The sequence below is a fragment of the Pseudomonas sp. R45(2017) genome, from assembly GCF_002112305.1.
Taxonomy (GTDB): Bacteria; Pseudomonadota; Gammaproteobacteria; order Pseudomonadales; family Pseudomonadaceae; genus Aquipseudomonas; species Aquipseudomonas paraglycinae.
The window spans coordinates 223,663-247,308 of record NZ_NEHH01000006.1; the positions used below are offsets into that span (position 1 = coordinate 223,663).

At 59.7% G+C, this 23,646-nt stretch carries 21 protein-coding genes; 11 read left to right on the top strand and 10 right to left on the bottom strand.

The annotated features are described in order from the left end of the window. Positions 1–47: 47 nt before the first annotated feature. From folX to CAF74_RS15945, 4 genes are read right to left on the bottom strand one after another with little or no spacing between them, the layout of a single operon-like run. A complete protein-coding gene (folX, locus tag CAF74_RS15930) occupies positions 48–419 on the bottom strand; it encodes a dihydroneopterin triphosphate 2'-epimerase (RefSeq protein ID WP_007957207.1) in 372 nt (123 codons plus the stop codon). Further along, positions 420–980 (bottom strand): GTP cyclohydrolase I FolE, encoded by a 561-nt coding sequence (gene folE, locus CAF74_RS15935; RefSeq protein WP_085746944.1) that lies wholly within the window; start codon positions 978–980, stop codon positions 420–422. It abuts the gene before it with no gap. Between the two features lie 21 nt (positions 981–1,001). Continuing rightward, the gene (gene folM, locus CAF74_RS15940; RefSeq protein WP_085746945.1) at positions 1,002–1,712 is read right to left on the bottom strand and encodes a dihydromonapterin reductase; all 711 of its coding nucleotides are present in this window, start codon (positions 1,710–1,712) and stop codon (positions 1,002–1,004) included. Positions 1,713–1,768: 56 nt separating this feature from the next. Next, positions 1,769–2,338 (bottom strand): antibiotic biosynthesis monooxygenase, encoded by a 570-nt coding sequence (locus tag CAF74_RS15945; RefSeq protein ID WP_085746946.1) that lies wholly within the window; start codon positions 2,336–2,338, stop codon positions 1,769–1,771. A gap of 213 nt (positions 2,339–2,551) precedes the next feature. On the opposite strand from CAF74_RS15945, the gene CAF74_RS15950 reads away from it, so the two are divergent. Continuing rightward, complete coding sequence (locus tag CAF74_RS15950) at positions 2,552–3,511, top strand: MerR family transcriptional regulator (protein WP_085747044.1); 960 nt, start codon at positions 2,552–2,554, stop codon at positions 3,509–3,511. Between the two features lie 3 nt (positions 3,512–3,514). On the opposite strand, the gene CAF74_RS15955 is transcribed toward CAF74_RS15950, so the two are convergent. Continuing rightward, positions 3,515–4,120: a hypothetical protein gene (locus tag CAF74_RS15955; RefSeq protein WP_085608095.1), complete on the bottom strand. Its 606-nt coding sequence runs from the start codon at positions 4,118–4,120 to the stop codon at positions 3,515–3,517. Positions 4,121–4,174: 54 nt separating this feature from the next. Then, positions 4,175–4,651 (bottom strand): PAS domain-containing protein, encoded by a 477-nt coding sequence (locus CAF74_RS15960; RefSeq protein WP_085746947.1) that lies wholly within the window; start codon positions 4,649–4,651, stop codon positions 4,175–4,177. Between the two features lie 153 nt (positions 4,652–4,804). On the opposite strand from CAF74_RS15960, the gene CAF74_RS15965 reads away from it, so the two are divergent. Further along, complete coding sequence (locus tag CAF74_RS15965; RefSeq protein ID WP_085746948.1) at positions 4,805–5,260, top strand: flavodoxin; 456 nt, start codon at positions 4,805–4,807, stop codon at positions 5,258–5,260. Here the strand turns inward: CAF74_RS15965 and CAF74_RS15970 are convergent. Beyond that, complete coding sequence (locus CAF74_RS15970) at positions 5,250–6,137, bottom strand: LysR family transcriptional regulator (RefSeq protein WP_085746949.1); 888 nt, start codon at positions 6,135–6,137, stop codon at positions 5,250–5,252. The two genes, CAF74_RS15965 and CAF74_RS15970, sit on opposite strands and share 11 nt — an antisense overlap. A 95-nt stretch (positions 6,138–6,232) precedes the next feature. Between CAF74_RS15970 and CAF74_RS15975 the strand changes: the two genes are divergently transcribed. The 5 genes from CAF74_RS15975 to CAF74_RS15995 all read left to right on the top strand — a co-directional run bounded on the left by CAF74_RS15975 (position 6,233) and on the right by CAF74_RS15995 (position 10,176). Further along, complete coding sequence (locus CAF74_RS15975) at positions 6,233–6,619, top strand: CidA/LrgA family protein (RefSeq protein ID WP_085746950.1); 387 nt, start codon at positions 6,233–6,235, stop codon at positions 6,617–6,619. Then, the gene (locus CAF74_RS15980; protein ID WP_085746951.1) at positions 6,609–7,295 is read left to right on the top strand and encodes an LrgB family protein; all 687 of its coding nucleotides are present in this window, start codon (positions 6,609–6,611) and stop codon (positions 7,293–7,295) included. The genes CAF74_RS15975 and CAF74_RS15980 overlap by 11 nt, the downstream gene beginning before the upstream one ends. Positions 7,296–7,427: 132 nt before the next feature. After that, complete coding sequence (locus CAF74_RS15985; protein WP_085746952.1) at positions 7,428–8,210, top strand: class II aldolase/adducin family protein; 783 nt, start codon at positions 7,428–7,430, stop codon at positions 8,208–8,210. Beyond that, a complete protein-coding gene (locus CAF74_RS15990; protein ID WP_085746953.1) occupies positions 8,210–9,112 on the top strand; it encodes an alpha/beta fold hydrolase in 903 nt (300 codons plus the stop codon). Before CAF74_RS15985 ends, CAF74_RS15990 begins: the two co-directional genes overlap by 1 nt. A 152-nt stretch (positions 9,113–9,264) precedes the next feature. Then, positions 9,265–10,176, top strand: a complete 912-nt coding sequence (locus tag CAF74_RS15995; protein ID WP_085746954.1) for an SDR family oxidoreductase — start codon at positions 9,265–9,267, stop codon at positions 10,174–10,176. Between the two features lie 44 nt (positions 10,177–10,220). On the opposite strand, the gene CAF74_RS16000 is transcribed toward CAF74_RS15995, so the two are convergent. After that, positions 10,221–10,481 carry a hypothetical protein gene (locus tag CAF74_RS16000; RefSeq protein ID WP_007957240.1) on the bottom strand — a complete coding sequence of 87 codons (261 nt, stop codon included), beginning with the start codon at positions 10,479–10,481 and terminating at the stop codon, positions 10,221–10,223. Then, positions 10,478–12,214 (bottom strand): S-type pyocin domain-containing protein, encoded by a 1,737-nt coding sequence (locus CAF74_RS16005; RefSeq protein WP_085746955.1) that lies wholly within the window; start codon positions 12,212–12,214, stop codon positions 10,478–10,480. The genes CAF74_RS16000 and CAF74_RS16005 overlap by 4 nt, the downstream gene beginning before the upstream one ends. Positions 12,215–13,357: 1,143 nt before the next feature. Between CAF74_RS16005 and CAF74_RS16010 the strand changes: the two genes are divergently transcribed. The 4 genes from CAF74_RS16010 to CAF74_RS16025 all read left to right on the top strand — a co-directional run bounded on the left by CAF74_RS16010 (position 13,358) and on the right by CAF74_RS16025 (position 22,839). Continuing rightward, positions 13,358–15,151, top strand: a complete 1,794-nt coding sequence (locus CAF74_RS16010) for a DUF1302 domain-containing protein (RefSeq protein WP_085746956.1) — start codon at positions 13,358–13,360, stop codon at positions 15,149–15,151. Positions 15,152–15,174: 23 nt separating this feature from the next. Beyond that, positions 15,175–16,542 carry a DUF1329 domain-containing protein gene (locus CAF74_RS16015; RefSeq protein ID WP_085746957.1) on the top strand — a complete coding sequence of 456 codons (1,368 nt, stop codon included), beginning with the start codon at positions 15,175–15,177 and terminating at the stop codon, positions 16,540–16,542. 139 nt (positions 16,543–16,681) lie between these two features. After that, positions 16,682–19,228 (top strand): LuxR C-terminal-related transcriptional regulator, encoded by a 2,547-nt coding sequence (locus CAF74_RS16020; RefSeq protein WP_085746958.1) that lies wholly within the window; start codon positions 16,682–16,684, stop codon positions 19,226–19,228. Positions 19,229–19,389: 161 nt separating this feature from the next. Then, the gene (locus tag CAF74_RS16025) at positions 19,390–22,839 is read left to right on the top strand and encodes a dermonecrotic toxin domain-containing protein (protein WP_085746959.1); all 3,450 of its coding nucleotides are present in this window, start codon (positions 19,390–19,392) and stop codon (positions 22,837–22,839) included. A gap of 12 nt (positions 22,840–22,851) precedes the next feature. Here CAF74_RS16025 and CAF74_RS16030 read toward each other — a convergent pair whose 3' ends face one another. After that, the gene (locus CAF74_RS16030; RefSeq protein WP_085746960.1) at positions 22,852–23,634 is read right to left on the bottom strand and encodes an IclR family transcriptional regulator; all 783 of its coding nucleotides are present in this window, start codon (positions 23,632–23,634) and stop codon (positions 22,852–22,854) included. Positions 23,635–23,646: the final 12 nt, after the last annotated feature.

The window sequence follows — 23,646 nt, forward strand, 5'->3', positions numbered from 1 at the left end:
TCGTGGCGCGGATGATAAAAGTCTGACGCCCGTAGCGCCAGACACGTTCAGCGGCTGGCGGCAAGGGTGATCGACACCGACTCGGCAAAACGCAAGGCATGCGGCTTGTCGACTTCGACTTCGGCGTACAGCACCGATTCGTTGGCCATCACCAGATCCAGCAGCTCCTGGGTCAGGCGTTCGAGCAGCGCGAAACGGTTGCCTTCCACATGCGCGATGATCGCCTTGGTGATGGTGCGGTAGTTCAGCGCGTGGTCGATGTCGTTGTCTCGCACCGCTTCCTGCGCGGCGTACAGGATGGTCAGGTTGATCAGCACATCCTGCTTGTTGAGGATTTCGTCCTCGTTGATCCCGATGAAGGTGCGCAGGCGCAGATCCTTGACCCGGATGCGCGCCATTCCCGGTTGAAGTTGTGGCATTTACTTGCTCCGTCCAATCAATTGCAGGAACTCCTGGCGGGTGTTGCTCGACTCGCGGAAGGCGCCGAGCATGACCGAGGTGTTCATGGTCGAATTCTGTTTCTCGACACCGCGCATCATCATGCACATGTGCCGGGCTTCTATGACCACCGCGACACCGGCGGCATCGGTGACTTGCCGGACCGCCTCGGCGATCTGGCGGGTGAGGTTTTCCTGGATCTGCAGGCGGCGGGCGAACATGTCCACCAGCCGCGCGATCTTCGACAGCCCCAGCACCTTGCCCGTCGGAATATAAGCCACATGGGCCTTGCCGATGAAGGGCAGCAGGTGATGTTCGCACAACGAGTACAGCTCGATGTCGGCGACGATGATCATCTCGTCGGTGTCGGAGGCAAACAGCGCGCCATTGACGATCTCGTCGACGCTCTGTTCGTAGCCGTGACACAGGTACTGCATGGCCTTGGCCGCCCGCACCGGCGTGTCGAGCAGTCCTTCGCGGTCAGGGTTTTCACCGAGACCGATCAGGATCTCGCGGTAATTCTCGGGCAGGGAACGGGTCATGGAGCATCCTCGCGGGGCGTATTACTTGACGTGCCGCCCGCCGTTGACGGTCAGGGTCGTGCCGGTGACATACGGGTTGTCGAGCAGATAGCGCAGGCTCTGATAAATCACTTCGCTGCCGGGTTCGATGCCCAGCGCGGACTTGGCCAGCGCCTTGGCGCGGTACGCCGCGTCGTCGTCGGGATTGAACAATAGCAGGGCTGGCGCGATGCCGTTGACCTTGATTGACGGCGCGTAGCGCGCGGCGAAGGACAGCGTGAGACTGTCGAGCCCGGCCTTGCTGGCGCAATAGCCGATGTGTTTGCTGCTGCCCTTGCGGGTGACGTCATCGCTGATGTGGATGATGTCGGCAGGACTCGAACGTTGCAGCAGTTCGGCGCAATGCAGGTTGATCAGGTACGGCGCCAGCATGTGGATGTTGAACATCCGGCTAAAGGCTTCGGCTTCGCCGTCACCGATTTCCGCCAGCCATTCCGAGGCGTTGTGCACGATGGCGCGCAGGCTCTCGGTGTGGGTCTTCAGTTCGGTGATGAACGCGAGGATCGAGGCTTCACTGGAAAAGTCCGCGTGCAGCCCGAGGGCGCCCAGATCCCGCAATGCCTTCACACCCGGCCGTTCGCTGCGGTAGGTGAAGATCACCCGATGACCGTCTTCCAGCAGACGCTGCGCGCAATGCAGGCCGACCCGCTGGCCGGCGCCGGTGATGAGGATGGGAGCTGTGTGAGAAGTCATGTACGGCTCGCGTCGAAGTCAGAGCAAAAACTATAACAGCGACGCGAGCGACGGCTTCAGCGATTTTGCGTGGAGGGTGCGGCAGGCAGCGGGCGTGCAGGCGCCGGGTTGAGCCAGCCGGCCAGCAGGCGGGTCGACAGCGGAATGAAGAAGTAGACCATCAACGGGGTCAGGCAGAGCGTGCTGATGAAGACCCTCGTCAACAGGCTCATTTCCGCGAGCAGCGGGCCCAGCACGAAATTGAACAGCAGCGACACCGGGAAGAACGCCAGCCAGATCGCCACCGCTTGCTTCCAGCGAGGAGGACGTGCGCCAGCTGCACCGAACCAGCCTTCGATTCCGCTGACCCGATGTTCCGTCGGGTGAGCAAACAGATCGCTGCCACGAGCCAGCCAGGCGGTGCGCGATGCCGAGTGTTCCCAGGCGTGCAGGGTCTGTTCGTCAACGAAGCGGAAGATGATCTGGAATTCATCGTCGCCGGGAGGCGGGGCCAGTACGCCGGAGCCGAGATAACCGGGGAAGTCGGTGGCCAGTTGTTCGCCTTCTCGCAGCCAGGCGATCAGATCCTGATAACGACCATTGGCGACACGACGCGCGACCATCAGCGTGACGGGGGAAGTAGACATTGTGTATCTCCGTATTGCATTTGCGTCGCTCCGGGTAGGAGTTTCGCCTGACGCAGCGCCGGGGTAGAGGGCTGCGTTTTTCGACAAGCAAGGATTATTCCTGATTATCGTGACAAAACCAGAGACTTTCGTCTCATTTTGTCGGTTGAACCGGGGAGGGGCATCCGGAGTAGAATGGGATCCAACTTCGCCAACAAGGACGTGTCCGCCCAAATGCCTGTCATTACAGACGTTCGCCCTGCTTCGCAGGCATCTGTTGCGCTGGAGCGCGAGGAGCTTTTCCCGATTCGCGAAGTGTCGCGCGTGACCGGCGTGAACCCGGTCACGTTGCGCGCCTGGGAGCGTCGGTATGGTTTGATCGAGCCGACACGCACCGAAAGTGGGCATCGTTTGTATTCCATGACCGATATCGAGCGCGTTCGCAGCATCGTCGACTGGATCGATCGGGGTGTCGCCGTGAGCAAGATCGGCAGGATCCTCGCCAAGACCGAGCCGATGAAGGTGCTGGCCCACTTAATTCCCGATGACCTGGTGCAGGCTGACTACCTCCAGTGGCAGGAACAGGTCCGGCAGGCAGTCAGCTCGTTCGACGATCAGTTGCTCGAGCGGGTCTACGGACAGATTTTCTCCTCCTATGCCTTGCCCGTAGTGTTTCAGGACATCCTGATGCCGCTGTGGCTGCAAATGCTCCAGCGTCAGGACGCGTTCGGGCAGACCAGCGAGTGGCTGTTCTTCGATGGTTTTCTGCGAGCGAAGGTGCTGCAGCGCATCGTCGTGCTGCGCGGCTCGCAACCGCGCAAGGTAATCGTCAGCGCGCTGGCCGGTCAATGTCGTGAGCTTGAATTGCTGGTGGCGGCGCTGTTTCTCAGCGGCAATGACGCGGGGGTTCGTGTGCTCACCACCGGTCAGCCGTTCGACGAGCTGACGCTGGTGTGCGAAAAGACCCGGCCCCAGGCGTTGGTGCTGTTTTCCAATCACGCGCCGACCGCCGAGCTGCCGCGACGTCTGAATCGTCTGGCCTTGAGTCTGGATTGTCAGTTGATGCTGGCAGGCGATGCTGCCGATCTGGCGCAGGACAGCCTGGCCGGATCATCGGTTGGCTGTCTGGGCAACGAAGGGGCGACCATGCGCCAGCGCATGAATCAGTTCCTGGCAGGGACGCTGGATACCTGAGAATCAGGTGTGCAGGGCAGGGTGGGTCAGGCGATGCTGTTGCAGGATGAACTGGCGCAGACGCTCGGTTTCGTCGGCATCGCTCTGGCTTAGCTCGTAAGCATAAAAGCCGTTTTCGGTTTCCCGCTCGAACGTCCCGCGCAGGGAAATCCGCTCGTAGCCTGACGGGCTGAACCACAACGCAAAGTGCTTCGGCGGTTTGGTTTTGTTGCGCACTTCCAGCAACACACCCTTGTGCGAAACCTCGTGAACCCACAACGTTCCCGGCTGGCCCTTGGCATTTTCCAGTGCCACCGGCTCTTCCAGGGTCAGGCGCCATGGGCGCACCATCGGCCCGTCTTCATAAATGCTCGGTACGCCCAGGCGCAGGTGCAGAGCGTGGAACTCGTCTTCCACCAGATGCAGCGGGAAAGTCATCTGCTGATTTTCGAAGTTGGCCTGGATGGTGACTTGCTCATGGGCCGCCAGACGCGTGAGCAGATCACGGATCTGCGAACCACCATTGACCAGCAGGCTCGACGTCGCATCCCGCACATTGAGTTGCGGGTTGTGTTGCATGGTCTGGATGAAATCCAGCTCATCCTGGGTCAGGAGGGCGTCACGCTGCATGGCTAACTCGAAATGAATAATTACAAAGTCTTTGGTGATTGTAGTTAATGACAATTAGTTCGCGGTTTTGTTTGCGCCGTTCGTCGCTTTCAGTTCTGCGAGTTCGGCTTCCAGCGCCGCAACCCGGGCTTCCAGTTGCACAACCCGCTGCTGGGCCTTGACCTGAACGGTGACGTCTTTTTGCACGCCCACGAAATAGGTCATTCCGTCATCGGCATTTTTAATCGTGGACAGGGACAGCTCGTTCCAGAACGGCGTGCCATCCTTGCGATAATTACGCAGGATTTCCCGGCATGAGCCGCCTTCTCTCAAAACCTCGCGAATTACCCCGAGACTGGCCTGGTCACGATCCCCAGCCTGCAGGAAGCGACAGTCCTGATAGAGAATTTCCTCGCGGGTGTAGCCGGTCATTTTTTCGAAAGCCGGGTTCACGTAGATCAGGATGTTGTCCTGATCGCCTTCCTTTTCTGCCACCACGATCCCTTCGTTCGACGCGTTGATCACCATTTGCAGCAGACTGGCATTGATCATCTATGAAGCCTTACAAGGATTTCGGTGGCAGGCATTCTAGAAGATCGACCGGCGCTGTCTACTGGCCATCAGCGCTTATCGAGAGCCAATCGCAACAGAGCGCCGCTGGCTGTTACTATCGCCGCTCTTTTTTTCAGTTTCAGGATCAGATTGATGAAAGTCGCCATCCTCTCCGGCTCCGTGTACGGCACGGCCGAAGAAGTCGCTCGCCACGCTCAGAGCCTGTTGAACGCCGCCGGTTTTGAAACCTTCTACAACGCCCGCGCCAGCCTTGCCGATCTCCAGGCGTTTGGCCCTGAAGCCTTGCTCGGCGTGACTTCGACCACCGGCATGGGTGAGCTGCCGGACAACCTGCAACCGTTGTATTCGGCGATTCGCGACCAATTGCCGGCGGCCTGGCGTGGTTTGCCTGGCGCGGTGATCGCCTTGGGTGACGCCAGTTACGGCGACACGTTCTGCGGCGGCGGCGAGCAATTGCGCGAGTTGTTCGGCGAACTGGGTGTACGCGAAGTGCAGGACATGCTGCGCATCGACGCCAGCGAAAGCGTTACCCCGGAAACCGACGCCGAGCCTTGGCTGGAACAGTTGATCGCCACGCTCAAGGGCTGATCCCGCGTTCACGCAACAGCGCCAGCCAGGCCTGTGCAGCCTTCGACAGATAGGCGCCCCGGCGCCAGATGAAAGCGATGTCCCAGCGCAAGTAATCCGGCGCGTTCAAGGTCAGGCGAACCACGCCTGGCCGCACCAGTCCGCGCGCCACCACGCTGGGCAGCAACACCACGCCTTGCCCGGCGGCGACCAGCGCCGCGAGAAAATCCGCCTGCCCGCTGCGCCCGCCTTCCTTCGGCGTGAAGCCCATCTGCTGGCACGCCTGAAGCAAACGATCGTTGAGCACGAAACTGCGCTGATACAGCAGGAACGGCGTATCGGCCAGTTCCTCCAGACCGATTTCACCTTTTGTAGCCAGTGGGTGATCCACCGGTAGCAGCGCATCGAGCGGTTCATCGCAGAACGGCTGAAAGTCGAACTGCGGATCTTTCGGCAGCAGGCTGCCGCCCAACTCCAGCTCCCCGCTGAGCACCGCCTGTTCGATATTGCGACTGCCGCCTTCAAGCAACTGCACGCTGATGTTCGGGTAACGCCGTCGGTATTCGGCGAACAGCCCGGCAAACAATGCATCGCTACCGAGCAATGGCAGCCCGAGACGTAGCTCGCCGCGTGCCAGATGGCTGAGATCATCCAGTTCGCTGAGCAATTCATTGCGCAACCGCAGCATGCCTTCTGCCCGTTGCAGCACCACGCTGCCGGCGGCGGTCAGGCGTATTTGCGAACCCAGCCGTTCGAGCAATGGGGTGCCGAGGCTCTGTTCGAGCTGGGCGATCTGCTTGCTCACGGCGGACTGACTGATGTGCAGGGTCTTCGCGGCTTGGGTGAAGCCGCCTTGGTGCATCACTTCGACGAAGCTTTTGAGCTGTTTGAATTCCATGGCCTGATTCCATATTGGAATGGCTTTGAGTCTAACAATTCGCTTCGGAGATGGCAGTCGGGTTCGTAAAATAGGCACCTGAAAGGAGCCCACCGATGAAAGCCTCGACCGTTAAATACTTCTCCCGCCTGCTGTCCGAACTGGCCGTGCTGCTCGCTCTCTACCTGCTCGGCTGCCAGATCGCAGCGTGGCTGGCCTGGCCGATTCCCGGCGGCGTGATCGGCATGGCCCTGTTGCTGCTGGGCTTTGCGCTTGGCTGGGTCAAACCGGCGGCGCTGCAAATGGGCGCAGGCTTGTTGATGGCGGAGATGCTGCTGTTCTTCATTCCGGCGTTGATGAGCCTGCTGGATTACGGCGCATTGCTGCGTGACGACGGCTGGCGGATTCTGCTGGTGATCGCCGCCAGTACGCTGATGGTGATGCTGGTGACCGCGTTCACCGTGGAGCTGGCTGTGCGCCTGAGGCGGTCCCATGAAGCTTGAGCTGATGCCGATGTTCTGGCTGGCATTCACGTTGCTGGCTTATCTGTTCAGTCGCTGGCTGTATCGCCGGACCGGGCGCTACTTGCTGTCGCCCCTGATTTTGGTCCCTGCGTTGCTGCTGGCGCTTGCCGTGCCGCTGCACACCGCTTACGCCGAATATTCGAGTAACACCCATTGGCTGATGCTGGTGCTCGGGCCGGTCACCGTGGCGTTTGCGGTGCCGATCTGGCAGCAGCGGCGTTTGTTGGTGCGGCATTGGTCGGCGTTGCTGCTGGGCATGCTGGCCGGCAGCGCCGCGTCGATTGGCACTTCGTTCGGCCTCGCGAAAGCACTGGCACTGGACAGTTCGGTGACGCTGTCGCTGGTGCCGCGTTCGATCACCACACCGTTCGCCATGCCGCTGGCGCAGGACCTGGGTGGCGTGCCGGAGCTGACAGCGGTGTTCGTGATGTTCACCGGAGTGTTCGGTGCCATGCTCGGCGGTGTGCTGCTCAAGTGGCTGCCGCTGCGCAGCGCCCTGGCGCGCGGGGCATTGTTCGGCGTCGGTGCGCACGGTGCCGGGGTCAGCCGGGCCCATGAAGTGGGCGGCGAGGAAGGTTCGGTGGCGGGGTTGGTGATGGTGCTGACGGGGTTGCTCAATCTGTTCGCCGCACCTTTGTTGGCGTCGTTGCTTTGACATGGATCCAAGCTGTTTGCGTGGCTGACTCGTTCAGTCATCAAGCTGGCTGCCAATGCAACTACGCGGCCGTCCATGGCTGACTAGACTGCTGACACACGCAAAAACAATAAGAACGCAGAGGTGCATACAGTGAGCGTAGCCCCCGTCCCTTCGTCCGTGAACGTCAAAGACCAGGTCAGTGCCGCGGAATGGCAGACCCGGGTCGATCTGGCCGCCTGTTATCGTCTGGTCGCGCTGCATGGCTGGGACGATCTGATCTTCACCCACATTTCCGCCAAGGTGCCCGGCACCGAAGATTTCCTGATCAACCCGTTCGGCCTGATGTTCCATGAGATCACCGCCTCGAGTCTGGTGAAGGTCGACCAGGCCGGCAACAAACTCATGGACAGCCCTTACGAGATCAATCCCGCCGGTTACACGATCCACAGCGCCGTGCACGAAGTGCGGCACGACGTGGCCTGCGTGCTGCACACCCACACCGCTTCCGGTGTCGCGGTGTCGGCGCAGAAGCAGGGCGTGTTGCCGATCAGTCAGCAATCGCTGTTCGTGCTGTCGAGCCTGGCCTTTCATGCCTATGAAGGTGTGGCCCTGAACCATGAAGAGAAAGCGCGGTTGCAGGCGGATCTCGGTGACTGCAATTTCCTGATGCTGCACAACCATGGTCTGCTGACCTGTGGCGGCACCATCGCCGACACGTTCCTGATGATGTTCACCTTCCAGCGCGCCTGCGACATTCAGGTCATGGCGCAGACCGGCGGTGCCGAACTGATCGCCATCGAACCGCAGATTCTGGCAGGCGCCAAGGCGATGATCGCCGGCGTCACCAAAAGTGCTCAAGGCATGGGTGGCGCGCTGGCCTGGCCGGCGCTGCTGCGCAAACTCGATAAACAAGACCCGGGGTATAAACTCTAATGCCTCTCGCCGAGATCCCTCTGAGTGCCTGGCGCAAACGCAGCCAGACGTTTGTCTTCCGTGGTCAGCCGATCCGCTACTGGACGGCCGGGCAGGGCGATCCGCTGCTGCTGATCCATGGCTTTCCGACGGCCAGTTGGGACTGGCATTACCTGTGGCAACCGCTGTCCCAGCGCTACCGGGTGATTGCCTGCGACATGCTCGGCTTCGGCGACTCGGCCAAACCCCTGAATCACACTTACAGCCTGCTGGAGCAGGCCGATCTGCAACAGGCTTTGCTGGCGCATCTGCAGGTCGAACAATCGGTGCACATTCTGGCCCACGACTACGGCGACAGCGTTGCCCAGGAACTGCTGGCCCGGCATTACGAAGACCTGATCGAGGTCGCCAGTTGCGTGTTCCTCAACGGCGGTCTGTTCCCGGAAACCCATCGGCCGCTGCTGACGCAAAAACTGTTGCTCAGCCCGTTGGGCTGGATGATCGGCCGGGCGTTTACCCGCGATGCGCTGGTAAAAAGTTTCCGGCAGATCTTCGGCCCGGACACCCGGCCCAGCGAAAGCGAGATGGATGATTTCTGGAGCCTGATCGAATGCAATCGTGGGCCGCGAGTCATGCACAAGCTGATCCACTACATTCCCGAGCGCAGGGTCCAGCGTGATCGCTGGGTCGCAGCGATGCAGCGCGGCGAGGTGCCGTTGCGGGTGATCGATGGCGAGGTCGATCCGATTTCCGGCGCGCACATGGTCGAGCGTTATCGCGAGCTGATTCCCGACGCGGACACCGTGCTGTTGCCGGGCATCGGCCACTACCCGCAAACCGAAGCGCCGGTGCAGGTGCTCAAGCACTACCTCGAATTTCGCGATCACTTCGTGTTGCCGCCGCGCAAGGTGGCGTGTTCCTGAGTTCGTGCCGCAGGCGCCGGGCGCCGCGGCACGTTTTCATCATCCCCCAGCCTTATCGCGCACCATTCAGCCCCAGCCGTGTTCGTTGTGACCGAACGCGTCGTGCCTGACACTCGGGGACACTGTCCCTCAGGTCTGCTGGAGTTGCCCCGATGAATGAGTCTGTGCGTTTCGAAGATAAAGTCGTGATCGTCACCGGAGCCGGTGGTGGCCTGGGACGCGCTCACGCTTTGCTGTTCGCCAAACAGGGCGCCAAAGTGCTGGTCAACGACCTCGGCGGTTCAACCCAGGGCGAAGGCGCAAACGCTTCGGCTGCCGACCGCGTGGTAGCGGAAATCCGTGAGGCCGGCGGCATCGCCGAAGCCAACCATGACTCGGTCACCGACGGCGACAAACTGGTGCAGAACGCGCTCGATGTGTTCGGCCACGTCGATGTGGTGGTGAACAACGCCGGGATCCTGCGTGACAAGACCTTCCACAAAATGGAAGACGCCGACTGGGATCTGGTCTATCGCGTCCACGTCGAAGGCGCCTACAAAGTGACCCGTGCCGCATGGCCGCACCTGCGTGAGCAAAATTATGGGCGAGTGATCTTCACCGCATCGACCTCGGGCATCTACGGAAACTTCGGCCAGTCCAATTACGGCATGGCCAAACTCGGCCTCTACGGCCTGACCCGTACCTTGGCCATCGAAGGTCGCAAGAACAACATCCTGGTCAACGCCATCGCCCCCACCGGCGGCACGCGCATGACCGAAGGCCTGATCCCGCCGCAAGTGTTCGAACAACTCAAACCGGAGCTGGTCAGCCCGCTGGTGGTGTACCTGGCCAGCGAACAATGCCAGGAAACTTCCGGCCTGTTCGAAGTCGGCGGCGGCTGGATGGGCAAGGTGCGCTGGGAGCGCAGCCTGGGTGCCGGGTTCGATCCTCGCGTCGGGTTTTCCCCGGAAGACGTCGCGGCGCACTGGCAGCAGATCTGTGATTTCGAAGGCGCGGCGCATCCGAAGGACAACATCGAAGCGCTGAAGGAAATGATGGGGAATCTGCAGAAGTATTCGTTGTAACCTGAAGTGGCCACTAGGTGAGAGCCTGGTGGCCGATTTGCCGATCAGGTGTATCTGTTTTCGATCATGAATTTTGGTGGGGACCAGTTCGGGCCTTTGATCGCCAGGCCGTGCTCTCCGAGAGCAAGTACCCCGGCGGCGAAGAGGCGGGAGTAGGCGTTTTCGAGTGCGCCATACTCTTTGAGGATGTCACGGTTATAGAGTCTGATCATCCTGTCCAGATGTGGATTTGCTTTGATCAACGCGAACACTGCAACGATGTCATCAAGGGACTCGTTTTTTACGATTTGTTCGACAGTATTCATTTCCACATCTCCTTCAACAACCTTTGGTATTCGAGTTCCACTTGTTCTGCGTCGGCGGCCAGCGCTTCAGGTGTGTACAGCAGCGAAGCATCGTCTTTGAGTTTGAAGTCTTCCAGCGTTGCTGTGTGAACATTGTTCCACACAGGAGAGTTCGGATCAGGTCGTTCGTTATCCCCATATCCCAAGGCTCTGAATCTTTCTAGCTCTCTCAACTCATGAGTGTAGAAGCGCTTGTCTGTATCCGTTATCTCAAGCTCTCCGCTGATGATTTTTTCCAGGCGATCAATCATTACCTTATTGGCGGCCGATTCAGGAAATCTTGAGATGTGTAGTCGCACAGTGCTTGCTCCTTCTGATGTTGCAGTTACAGGGGACCATTCCAAGTCAAGAATTGGTCCACCTGTTTCCTCGGGGTTAAACGCGCGGCCACTGTGCTCGCCACCTTCAACGCCTCCCTCATAGGGACTGCTGAAAACCACATACAACGGCGACAATCCGGACTCAGTTGGAAAGACCGTGATAAACCCGCCAAACCCATACCGATCCAGCTCGGGAAACGGATCGATCCGTCCCTCGTCTGGAACAACTTCAGCACCGTCGTAGACCGGAGGATCGTTATCGGCCAGCGGCAGGTGGGTCGAGGTATCTTGTGGCTGTACCAACGGCGTCCAGGTCAGCGTGGGGCCGTTGGTGTCGCTGGCGGTGGAAACGTAGACGTTTTTACTGGCGTCGAAGCGAGCGGCTCTCACGGGAACAGGGGCGGGGACTGTCACTCCGTCCGTCGTGACTACGACGAATTCGACTTTGTCGCCGATCGTCGACGAGCCCAGCCTGACCGGCAGATCGACTGTTCCCCCGACGGCCGCCACGTGATGAAGATCTTCATTCAGATCCGGTGCGAGGTCTGACAAGGGAACGCTGGCCGAATACAGGTCGCTGTTCCCTAGTTTTGAAGGGGCGAGCAACGCCGCGAACCCGACGATCACCGGTGCGGCAGCAGTGGAGATGGCAGCCAGCGCCAAAGAAACCGCCGTTTGCAGCGAAGTTCTGAGCGCCAGAGTCGTGGCCAGGTTGTTGCCAAAAACGCCGAGCGGGCCGGTAAAGGTGGGACCCAAAGCGGCCATCGAACCCGCATTGGCAAAGAGCGGAGGTTGTCCGGTTTTGGCGTTTTCGGCTTGCCGTTGCGCCTGCTCCCTGGCGATCTTGCGTGCTTTTTTTCGCTGTTTCTTTTGTGCTTTTCTCAGCGCTTTCTGCTGCTTTTCCCGACGTGTTTTTTCAGCCAGTTGCCGGCGTTCCTCTTCGCGGCGCTGAACTTCGGCTTGCGCTTGCAGGCGTGCCTGCTCGGCGGCGACTTGTCGCGCAGCGGCTGCGGCGGCGATTTGTGCCAGCTCATCCGCCAGCCTTTGCGCCTCGAGCAGCGCTGCAACGCGCGCCTGTTCACGCGCCTGAATTTCCTGCTGTTCTTTTTGCCGACGCGCAGTTTCTGCCAGTGCTGCGAGTCGTGCCTGTTCATTGATGCGCGCCAGTTCGGCCGCCGCTCTTTGCGCTTGCTGTTCAGCCGCTATTCGCTCTTGATCATTGGCCTGCACGGCGGCCAGCCATTTTTGTACTCCGACCTGTTGCTGGTTAAGTATGGCGATGGATTGCGTCAGCAAGATCGCTTCGTGGGCGGCTCTGTACGAGGTCGCCCAAGCCTGCATGGCAAGACCACGAGGCCTGACGTTGCTATCCATGTTCTGCGCTTGTCGATAAAAAACATGGAAGTCCTTATTGAGTGGCGTCTCCCCAAAAAATGGTTAACAAGAATATTTTTTTGATGAAGTTGAGCGGTCTTTCTAGCAATAAGTGTGTGGCGTACTCCTAGCTCTCGAGTGATTGCTTGCGCGGGAGGAAGCGGATGGGTATTGCCTTCCAGACGTGTTGCGGCGAGTTCCTGCTCAATCGATTGCACCAGTTGTTGGTTCTGAGATTGAAAGTCCTGTTCAATCTTTAGTTTGGCAGCAGTGAACTCCCGCGAACTGGCTACAACGTTATGTGGGATGCCAAACGTGCCGCTATGGGGCAGAACAGGGGATGTCCCGCGAATGATGGGAGTGTTTGGCGGTGCAATTGCTGTCGTATGGACAGCCTCTGTTAATACAAAGGGTGGAGGTTTCTGCATATTCATATCCTTTTGAATGTGCGTGTTGGCTCACTGGCAAAATGGTGCTGTTGAAAGCGGCGCCTGTGTCGCCAGCGAATGTTTGAGGTGCTTCAAGTTACAACAAAACTCTGGTTACAAAATCCGAGAGCTCCGTAAGTAATGGTGTTTCGTTTTGAAAGAGGGTTCCTGGGTTTTCAACGTTCAGGTCATATTTCTTTGGTGCAAGAGGAAATGTCCGACATTGTTTTCGAAGTTGTTCGAAAGATAGGGCGTTCGGCTTTTCAGCAGGCATAAAAAAGGCCGCTGCAAACGCAGCGGCCAAGGTAAGACGTTGGATCAAGGAGCTACAAATCAACGTCAGTGAACACCTGGGCGATAGATCGAAAACGCTTCGGTCCATCAGAAATCGGTTGCCGACGACTCGGTCGTGGACTTCGTGCTTACTGGCGGTCTGCCGTGAAAGCCCGCTCAGAATAAGGGCTGGCGCCTCAGGGAAAAATAGCGATTCCGGACATGCACTGTTACGGGGCATGTAACAGTGGCGCGCACCGGGGTCGTCATTATCCGTTGCGTTGATAGTGATCCATCCAGCCTGTTCATGGCGGGCGCAAAGCCTTGCTGCAGGCGGGGATTCATCCTTTTGAGCGACAGTGTGAATACCTCCTTGGTGCGCTTATCGTCCCTGCGTGGCGGCAGTAGGGTGGGGTCTTCTGTCACTCACCGGGGAAGACGCATGACAAAAACAACAATGCGCGCCATCTTCACACCGCACGCGCTTGCCGCTGCGGTGGCCTTGGGTTGCTGTGCCCAGGCGCACGCGGTCGCTTTCAATATCGGGGAAATCGAAGGCACCTTCGATTCGTCGCTGTCGGTCGGTGCGAGCTGGGGCATGCGCGATGCCGACAAGTCGCTGGTGGGGACTGTCAACGGCGGGACCGGCCAGTCTTCCACCGGTGATGACGGGCGTTTGAACTTCAAGAAGGGCGAGACCTTTTCCAAGATCTTCAAAGGCATCCACGACCTCGAACTGAAGTACGGCGACACCGGTGTGTTCGTGCGCGGCAAGTACTGGTACGACTTCGAACTCAAGGACGAAGACCGCGAGTTCAAACAGATCAGTGACAAGGGTCGCAAAGAAGGCGCGAAGTCTTCCGGCGCGCAGATTCTCGATGCGTTCGTCTATCACAACTACTCCATCGCCGACCTGCCGGGCACCGTGCGTGCCGGTAAGCAAGTAGTGAGCTGGGGCGAAAGTACCTTCATCGGCAACTCGATCAACAGCATCAACCCGATCGACGTCTCGGCGTTTCGCCGGCCAGGTGCGGAGATCAAGGAAGGGCTGATTCCGGTGAACATGCTGTTCGCCTCTCAGGGGCTCACCGACCAACTGACGGTCGAAGGCTTCTATCAACTGGAATGGGATCAGACCGTCCTCGACAACTGCGGCACCTTCTTCGGTGTCGACGTGGCGGCGGACGGTTGCAACAACGGTTACACCGTCGGCAGCCCGGCGATCGCCCCGTTGGCGCCGCTGGCGGCAGCCTTTGGCCAGCCGATCCAGGTGACCCGCGAAGGCGTGATCGTGCCCCGTGGCGGCGACCGCGATGCGCGGGATTCCGGGCAATGGGGCACGGCGTTGCGCTGGCTCGGCGATGACACCGAGTACGGCCTCTACTTCATGAACTATCACAGCCGCACGCCGACGGTTGGCACCAGCACCGCCGGCCTGTCGACCCTCGCGGCCTTGCCGGGCATGGTCGGGATCGCCAACCGGCTGGCGCCCGGCAGTGGATCGGGACTGGCGCAAAGCGTGATGCTCGGTCGCGGTCAGTACTACCTCGAATACCCGGAAGACATCCGCTTGTATGGCGCGAGTTTCTCTACCACGCTGCCGACCGGCACCGCCTGGACCGGCGAGATCAGCTACCGCCCCAACGCGCCGGTGCAGGTCAACACCAATGACCTGACCCTTGCGCTGCTCAATCCGATTGCCGGCGGTGCCGCGTCGCCGCTGGTTACCTCGCCGGGTGCTGACAACAAGGGCTACCGACGCAAGGAAGTGACCCAGATCCAGAGCACGCTGACGCACTTTTTCGATCAGGTCTGGGGCGCTCAGCGTCTGACCCTGGTCGGCGAAGCGGCGGTGGTGCGGGTTGGCGGCCTGGAGTCGCGCAGCAAGCTGCGTTACGGCCGTGACTCGGTCTACGGCCAGTACGGTTTCGGCGGTGACACCGACGGTTTCGTCACCTCCACCTCCTGGGGGTATCGCGCCCGGGCGATCCTCGATTACGCCAACGTGATCGGCGGGATCAACCTCAAGCCCAACCTGTCCTGGTCCCACGACGTCGCCGGTTATGGCCCCAACGGTCTGTTCAACGAAGGCGCCAAGGCCGTCAGCGTCGGGGTCGATGCCGACTACCGCAACACCTATACCGCGAGCCTGAGTTACACCGATTTTTTCGGCGGTGACTACAACACCCTCGAAGACCGTGACTTCGTGGCCCTGAGCTTCGGTGTGAACTTCTGATCTGCCCGAGAAGGATGAATGCAATGCGCAAGATGATTCTGCAATGCGGTGTCCTGGCCCTGAGCCTGCTGGCCGCCAACGTGATCGCGGCGGTGTCGCCGGACGAAGCCAACAAGCTTGGCACCAGCCTGACGCCGCTGGGCGCCGAGAAGGCCGGCAACGCCGACGGCTCGATTCCGGCCTGGACCGGCGGTATCCCGAAAAACGCCGGTGCGGTCGACGGCAAGGGCTTTCTGGCTGACCCGTTCGCCAGTGAAAAACCGCTGTTCACCATCACCGCCGCCAACGTCGACAAGTACAAGGACAAACTGTCCGACGGCCAGGTGGCGATGTTCAAGCGCTACCCCGAGACGTACAAGATCCCGGTCTACCCGACCCATCGCACCGTGGCCGTGCCGCCGGAAATCTACGAATCGGCCAAACGCAGCGCGCTGAACGTCACCAGCATCAACGACGGCAACGGACTGGCCAATTTCACCGGTAACCGCTACTACGCGTTCCCCATTCCCAAAAATGGCGTCGAGGTGTTGTGGAACCACATCACCCGTTATCACGGCGGCAACCTGCGGCGGATCATCACGCAGGTGACCCCGCAAACCAATGGCAGCTACACGCCGATCCGCTTTGAAGAAGAGATCGCCGTGCCGCAACTGATGAAGGATCTCGATCCGGAAAAAGCCGCCAACGTTCTGACTTTCTTCAAACAGTCGGTGACAGCGCCGGCGCGTCTGGCCGGTAACGTGCTGCTGGTGCACGAGACCCTCGATCAGGTGAAGGAACCTCGCCTGGCATGGATCTACAACGCCGGGCAGCGCCGGGTGCGGCGTGCGCCGCAGGTCGCCTATGACGGGCCGGGCACCGCTGCCGACGGCCTGCGCACTTCGGACAACTTCGACATGTTTTCCGGCGCGCCGGACCGCTACGACTGGAAACTGATCGGCAAGAAAGAAATGTACATTCCGTACAACAGCTACAAGCTCGACTCGCCGAGTCTCAAGTACGACGACATCGTCAAGGCGGGGCACATCAACCAGGACCTGACCCGCTATGAACTGCACCGGGTCTGGGAAGTGGTCGGCACGGTGAAACCGAACGAGCGGCACATCTACGCCAAGCGCCACATGTACATCGACGAGGACAGCTGGCAAGTGGCGCTGGCCGATCACTACGACGGTCGCGGGCAGCTGTGGCGAGTGGCCGAGGGACACGCGCAGTACTACTACGATCACCAGGCCCAGGCCTACACCCTCGAAGCGCTCTACGACATCATCGCCGGCCGCTACATTGCCCTGGGGATGAAGAACGAAGAGAAGCACAGCTTCGAATTCGGCTTCGAAGCCAAGGCCGCCGACTACACCCCGTCGGCCCTGCGCGCCGAGGGCGTGAGGTAAGGGTTTCGATACATTGGCAAGGCAAAAGGCGACCATACGGTCGCCTTTTTTATGGGCGCCAATCAGCGTACTGAATACTCGTCAACAAGCACCGGGGAGAGGACTAGGGTGAGCGTACAACGATAAAAAGGCGTACCCGATGACCGCCATGACCCACGCTCCGGATCGTCCGGGATTCTTGCCCAGACTCTCGGCTCATCATCTTCCACGTCCACGTCTGACTGCATCATTGCTGGAGTCTTCGGCACGGGTCCGGCTGATCTGCGCACCGGCCGGCAGTGGCAAGAGCACGCTGTTCACCGAATGCCTGTTGCAGGCGCCCCTCGAATGTACGGTGTGCTGGCTGCCGCTGGTGGGCATGTCGATAAGTGTCGCGGCATTTTGCGAGCGACTGGCGCAGGCATTCGGGCTGGCAGCGGCGGATGAGTCGTCGTTGCTAAATGAACTGGCGCGCCGGTCCTCGCCGGTCTGGGTGTTTCTCGACGATTACTGCCGTGTTGAAGATCCGGCGCTGGATGCGCTCCTCGACCGCCTGCTGGCGCTTGCCAGCCCTGCCGTCACCTGGTGGATCGGCACCCGTCGGCGCCCGCAATGCAACTGGCCTCGCCTGCTGCTCGATGATGCCTTGTACGAATGCGATCGCGCGGCGCTGGCGTTGAGTCGTGGCGAGATCGCGCAACTGTTGCGGCACCTTCCGCCAGCCCAGGCCGACGACGTAGCCGGGCGAATCCTCCAGCGCTGCGGTGGGTGGTGCGCCGGGGTGCGGATCCTGTTGATGCAAAAATGCGACTGGTCGCAAAAGACCTTGCCGCAGCAACGCATGGACACCTTGCTGGACTATCTGCAACACGAACTGTTCAGTGGTTTGAGCCCGGAACTGGCAGAGGCCTGGCGGGTGTTGGCGCATTTGCCGCGGTTCAACGCCAGTCTGTGCGATCACCTGTTCGGTGCCGGCGAAGGGGCGCAGTGGATGCGCACGCTGCAAACGCTCGGGTGTTTTATCGAACCCTGGCAAGGGTCGCCGGACTGGTTGCAGGTATGCGCTCCGCTGTCGCGTCTGATGCGCGACGAACCCTGGTCGGCCGGACGTTCCTGGCATCGTCGGGCCTGTCAGTGGTTTGCTGCCGCACAGCATTGGAAATGCGCCTTCGAACAGGCGTTGCTGGCCGAAGAGTACGAGGTCGCGGTGAGCCTGCTGCAGCACTTCAGCTTCGAGCACCTGTTCGAGGAGCAGACTGTTGTGTTGCTACTGCGTCTCTACGAGCAGCGCGGCGAGGAATTGCTGCTGGGTTCGGCGCAACTGGTCGGGCTGATCACGGCAGCGCTGTTGTTTGCCGGGCGTTTTGCCCAGGCGGCGGATTGCATCGGGCAGCTGTCGCGTTTTCTACCGCCGCCGTCGGCGGGTCAGCAACGGCAATTGATCGCCCGCTGGCAGGCTCAGCAAGGCTGGCTGTTGCATTTGCAGGGGCACATGGACGAGGCGCGCGAGCATTTCGAGCAGGCCTTGAACGATCTTTCGCCGCAGGCCTGGGCGGCGCGTCTTTTGTGCCTGTCGGGCCGCACTCAGCAGGCGTTGCTGTGCGGTGATCTGGAGCTGGCTCATTCGATCAATCGTGAAGCGCTGTGCCTGGCCCGGGCTGAGGGTTCATTGCTGTTCGAAGCGTTGCTGGAACTGGATCACGCCCAACTGCTGGAGCAACGGGGCGCGTCGGCTCGTGCCGAAGAATTGCTGGCCAATCTTTGCGACATGCTCGGCTTGTCTGTCGAGCGGCCGACGCCGTTGCTGGGCCGTATTGCCCTGCGTCGCGGGCGGTTGGCGCTGAGCATGGGACAGCAGGATCGGGCCGCCGGATTCTTTCAACAAGGGCTCGACGATTGCCTGTGCAGCTTTGACAAGCGGGTGCTTTATGGCTTTTTGGGGCAGGCGCAACTGGCCGCCGATCAGGGCGATTACCCGCAGGCGTTCATGCGTCTGCGTGATGCCGAGCGGCTCATGCAGCAGCGGCAGATTCCGGACACGGTCTATCGCGGCGTTCTGCTGCAGCTCAGCAGTGAATTCTGGCTGCAACAAGGGCGGCCAGAACTGGCTCGCGAAGCGTTGAGTCGAGTGCTCAGGCATTATCGTGGCCCGCGGGCACGGCAGGCGCCGCCGGCAACGCTGGAACTGATTCCGCGTATCGAGTGTTTGCTGATTCTGGCCGAGACCCGTTTGGGGCAGACGCAGCAGCCCGTGCTGCGATTGCAGTCTCTGCTCGAGCAGGCTCGGTCTTGCCGGATGATTGTTCTGGAAACCGAGTTGCTGCTGGCAATGAGCGAGGTGGCATCAATTCTCAATGATCGGGAATCTGCCCGGCAGTATTTCGACAAGGGCCGCATGCTGGCCTGCCAGTTCAACTTGCAGTGCCTGGTCATGAAGTTCGATGATGCCGCGACGGTTATTCGATCTGAATCATTATCCGGACATCAGTTTTCTGAAAGTGGCGAGAGTGAAAATTCATTAAGTTTGAGAGAGTCGCAAGTGTTGGGGTTGATTGCGGCGGGAAGTTCCAATAAACAAATAGCGGACAAGTTGTTCATCTCGTTGCATACCGTTAAAACTCATGTCCGGCGGATTCATGCAAAGTTGGGCGTCGAACGCCGTACGCATGCCGTGGCGCGCGCTAGAATGCTGGGTTTATGTTGTTAATCGTCATTTAATCAGTGTGTTGGTTTTTTTTAAGTTTGATCCTTTAAATGTCTTGCAAAGGATAGTGGGTGTTTTTGTTGGTTTTACTCCGGTTAAGTTGTTTGCACAGCTTGGGCGATGTTTTGTCGTCCTGTTAATACGTGTAATAACGGAGTTTTATCATGAGCGCAGTGGAAAGTTTCTCGGCGGAAAAGCATCTGAATAAAATCAATCAGCACAGGGACGACCTGGAAGGTTTACTGGGTGCACTACCGTCGTTCAAATCGCTTTTACAGGATCTGGTGTTAAAGGAACTTCAACAGTTATCGCCGGATATCTATATCAGCAAAACGTACATTACCGCCCAGCGTCTAGGGATTGTGAATCCGCAACCGACCGGGTTGTTGATGGACGTGTTCATGCAGTGCCTGATGTCCGGTAATGCGCCCGTCTATGACGCCAGTCTGTACGGCGTCTTCGATTGGCCTGACTCCACGGATGAAGAGGACCGGATTCACGGGCTGGATGTGGTCGCCGTCGGTTCGTTGATCGGTAATGTGCTGGGGGCGCTGGCGCAGAAATACACACCTTTGCTGGCGCAATACTGGGCTGCTTCTTCGGGGAAGGACGACAAGGGGCGTGAGCTGGCTTCGCGCCGGCGTCAGTTGCAGGATGTCCATGCAGCGCTGTTCTGGCAGGAATTGGGCGCGACGGTGCAGATGCAAGGCGTTCGGCCGGAGGTAGAGGAAAGCTATGCCGTTTTTATCAAGGGCACATCTTTGACTCCGGCCTACAGTCTTTCACTGCAACTGGAAAATGGTCGATTCGCAACGCTGGCCGGCTGCTTTGTCACCTACCTCACGGGGCGCTCTATCCCCGAACTGGTTCTGGACGATGACGAATGGGTAGTGCTCTACACCTCCGTGAACGGCCTGGAAACGTTCCGCACCGCCGCCTTGATGCATCAAGCGTTGCAGCAACGCCTGGGCAATGCAGAAACCCGGGCACAACTGCTCAGGAGTGTTTCACAGGAAGATGCCGAGCAGGTCGGCAGCGTTCCGGATATCCGTTACCTGAACATTCAAGGCGAAATCTTCCAGACCCTCACCGCCCAGCTTCTTGAAAAACAACAACGCGACGTTGCTTACCATCTTCGCCGGTTACAGGCGCCGGGCGGGGATCGGCCTGCTCTCGTGCGTTCGGTCGAGAGCGCCCTTCAGCAGCAGGCGGTCATCGACGCTGCCCGGGGGCGGGTCGCCAGACTACTGGCCCTGATGAACCGAAACGCCCGGCCGCAATGGTTGAAGGATGCCACCGCCAACCATCAGGAAATGTTCGCCTCTCTGGAAAAGGAACTGCTCAGGGGGCAGGTGTGCCTGCATGAGGCCATGGAAGGGGTATCTTCTTTTCAGGACTACGTGCGCGGTGCTGTCGAAACCCACATCAGCGCGGGCGATACCCGGCGAGTGGACCCTGATACTGTCTGGGTGACAGTGCAACATTCGTTGCGCATGGGCACTCGGCGTATCGAACATGTCGAGCGTAAAACCCTGACGCAGTTGTTCATGTACGGCGTGCATGACACGGCGGCTCCCTACACGATCAAGCTCGAAGCCTTTCACAACAATCCGCGACTGACGGCTTCCAGTATCGAACTCGCCATCCGCCAGTTTGATCTGCGTGTGCAATATGCCAGTGAGCGCAATCAGCGATTCGCACAGGCGCGGATCCGCGAAGCCATGCGCGAAGTCCTGGGGCAGGAAATTGCGCTCAGCCACTTCGCCGCCGTCCTGCAAAAACACATCGGCCCGCAAGCACAGAACATGGTGCAGCGGTATCTGTATGGCGACCCGGGAGTCGAAGCGTTTGGCGTTGCGTTTCGTCAGCGCTACAGGCCGTTCAGGGACATGATTGCGTTTCGTGCAAGGGGAGCTGCGCCAGACCGTCAATTACATGTGCTGTATGCGCCGGGTGCCCCGACCGGGCAGCAGTGGTACGAATTCTCCGATCTGACGGGGTTGAAGCGCCAGTTCATCTCTTGGGGATTCGAGCCACGTGATCGTGAATTCCTGACCGGTCAGGCTTTCAGCAAGGACCGCGCAGCTTTCGTGAAAGACGAGCTCTCTTATGACGAACCGGGCCCTGTGTTTCAGCCATGGTGGTGGGGCGGTGTCACCCTGGTGGAGTGGAACCGGGGGCACGAAGACGGGCCGCTGATGGGGGCCATTCATGAAATCATCGATTGGGAAATTGCCGAGGAACAGGTGGCTACTCCTGCCTGGTACAGGAGTGCTGCGGCGCGCGATCGCGAGATGCTTACCCGATTGAACACGGATTTCAGGGCGCTCTACGAACTCTCGAAAGAGGAGCTTAATATCCCCACGTTGGTTTCTTTTTCACGAGACCAGGTGATGGAACGGTTGAACAGTCATCTGCGTCGTTCTGACCCGAACCACCCGTTGATCGATCCTGATCGCGTTGATGTCAAGGTGAAAGGGCAGGACTGGATGACGCTCACCCATCTCTTCATTCAATGGCAGCTTTGGCCAGACGATGATCAGGTGGCATTCGTCTCCAGGGAGGGTTCTTCACTGGGCGGTCTGAATGCGACGGTCGTCAAATCGTTGATCGGTTTGCGGCCGGGCATGATGTATGAGTGGCATCTGGTCGACCGTTTCGCCAACGGCGCGTCGCTGGATCTCAAGGCGAAACTGTTCTGCAAGCTCAAGCAGAACGAAATGCTCAGGGCGGCATTGACCCAGAAGATGCAGGGCTCTTTGTCCGCCGAACAGTTCAACTGGCTGGCGGGACTGGTCGACGGGCTCGATCATGACCGTCCTCATGAACTGGATCCGTTCAAGCCGGGCACTACCCCGCAGGACGGTATCTACACGCTGGTTCTTGAAGGGCGACGCATCGAGGGCGCTTATACGTTTGGACGCCGGGTGGCAGGGAAACTGCAGCTGCTGGTCTATATTCCGAAGGCTCCGGATGGCATGAGTTTCCGTCCGCTGGAGTCCTTGACACTGGGGCTCAAGGACGCCGACCTGGGAAATCACGTTATTGCACTGACCAGGCTCGAACACAGGAGTGTCGTACAGAACTTTGTCATTCGCTGCCAGAACGCGTCAGGCGCTCTCCCAACCCCGGCGTTGAACAACAGTTCTGTCGTGACCCATTTCAAGTTCGAATTCGACAGCATGATTTCCCGTGTGCTCAGCGACGTTGACTATCAAACCACCACACCTGCCGAGCGTTTCTGGAACACGGTCATGGTGATCACCGAGCTTGCGGTGGATATCGTCTCGCTGTTTGTCCCGCCGGTGGGATTGGTGAACAGCATCGTGCGCATCACACGGTCGATCATCCAGGGCATCGTTGCCTACGGCCTGGGGGATGACGAAGCCGGCAAGAACCATCTCGCCTCGGCCTGGAGAAGCTCCATTCTCCTGTATGTGGGGATTGTGGCTGGCGTTGGCGGATCTGTTTCGGCGGTGGGGCTGCTGTCGCGAGTCAAGGATATTTCCGAGATCGTATCGACCGCGACCGGGGTGCCAGTGGGCATTGGTTATGTCACCGCCGTGGCTTCTCCCTATGTGATCGCGGACAGTAAAACCCGAATCATCGGCTGACCCCTTGCCTCATCAATCTGGCTGATAACCCATCCGCCAGCTCACGGCCCGCGTCGCAGCCAATAACCGCTGCGCCGCCGGGCCGTTTTCGTCGGCGTGGAAAAGCGAGGTCGGGCCGACGATGGTCAACACCGCCGCGACCTGCCCGAGGGCGTTGAACACCGGTGCCGACAAGGCATCGACGCCGGGCATCAGCAAGCCGTGGACATGATGCAGACCGCGTTCGCGGATCTGCTCGCACAACGCCGCATAGGCTTTTTCGTCTGCCAGCGGATGGCCGCCGCTGGCGATTTCCTGCTCGCGCAATTCGTCGGTTTCCCGGTGCGGCAGGTACGCGCCGAAGACCAGGCCGGTGGAGGAACTGAGCAACGGTAATACCGAGCCCAGTTGCGTCACCACCGTCACCGCGCGCACCGCCGGTTCGATGTGCACCACGGTCGCGCCCTGATTGCCCCACACCGCCAGGAAACAGGTTTCGTTGAGTTCGTCGCGCAACTCGGCCAGCGGCAGAGCGGCGACTTTCAGCACGTCCATACTGTTCAGAGCAGCGAGGCCCACGCGCAGCGCTTCACGGCCGAGACCGTAGTGGTTGGTGGCAGTGTTCTGTTCTGCGAAACCGCTGGCAATCAAGGCCTGCAGATAACGGTGAACCTTGCTCGCGGGCATCTGCACATGTTCGGCCAGACGCGACAGCGAAGTGGACGGCGACAACTCGGCCAGGGCCTTGAGGATGTCGGTGCCGACTTCGGCGGAGCGGACTTTCTGTTTGCCGTTGCTGTCGCTGGTTTTTTCCATGGTGCTGCCGTG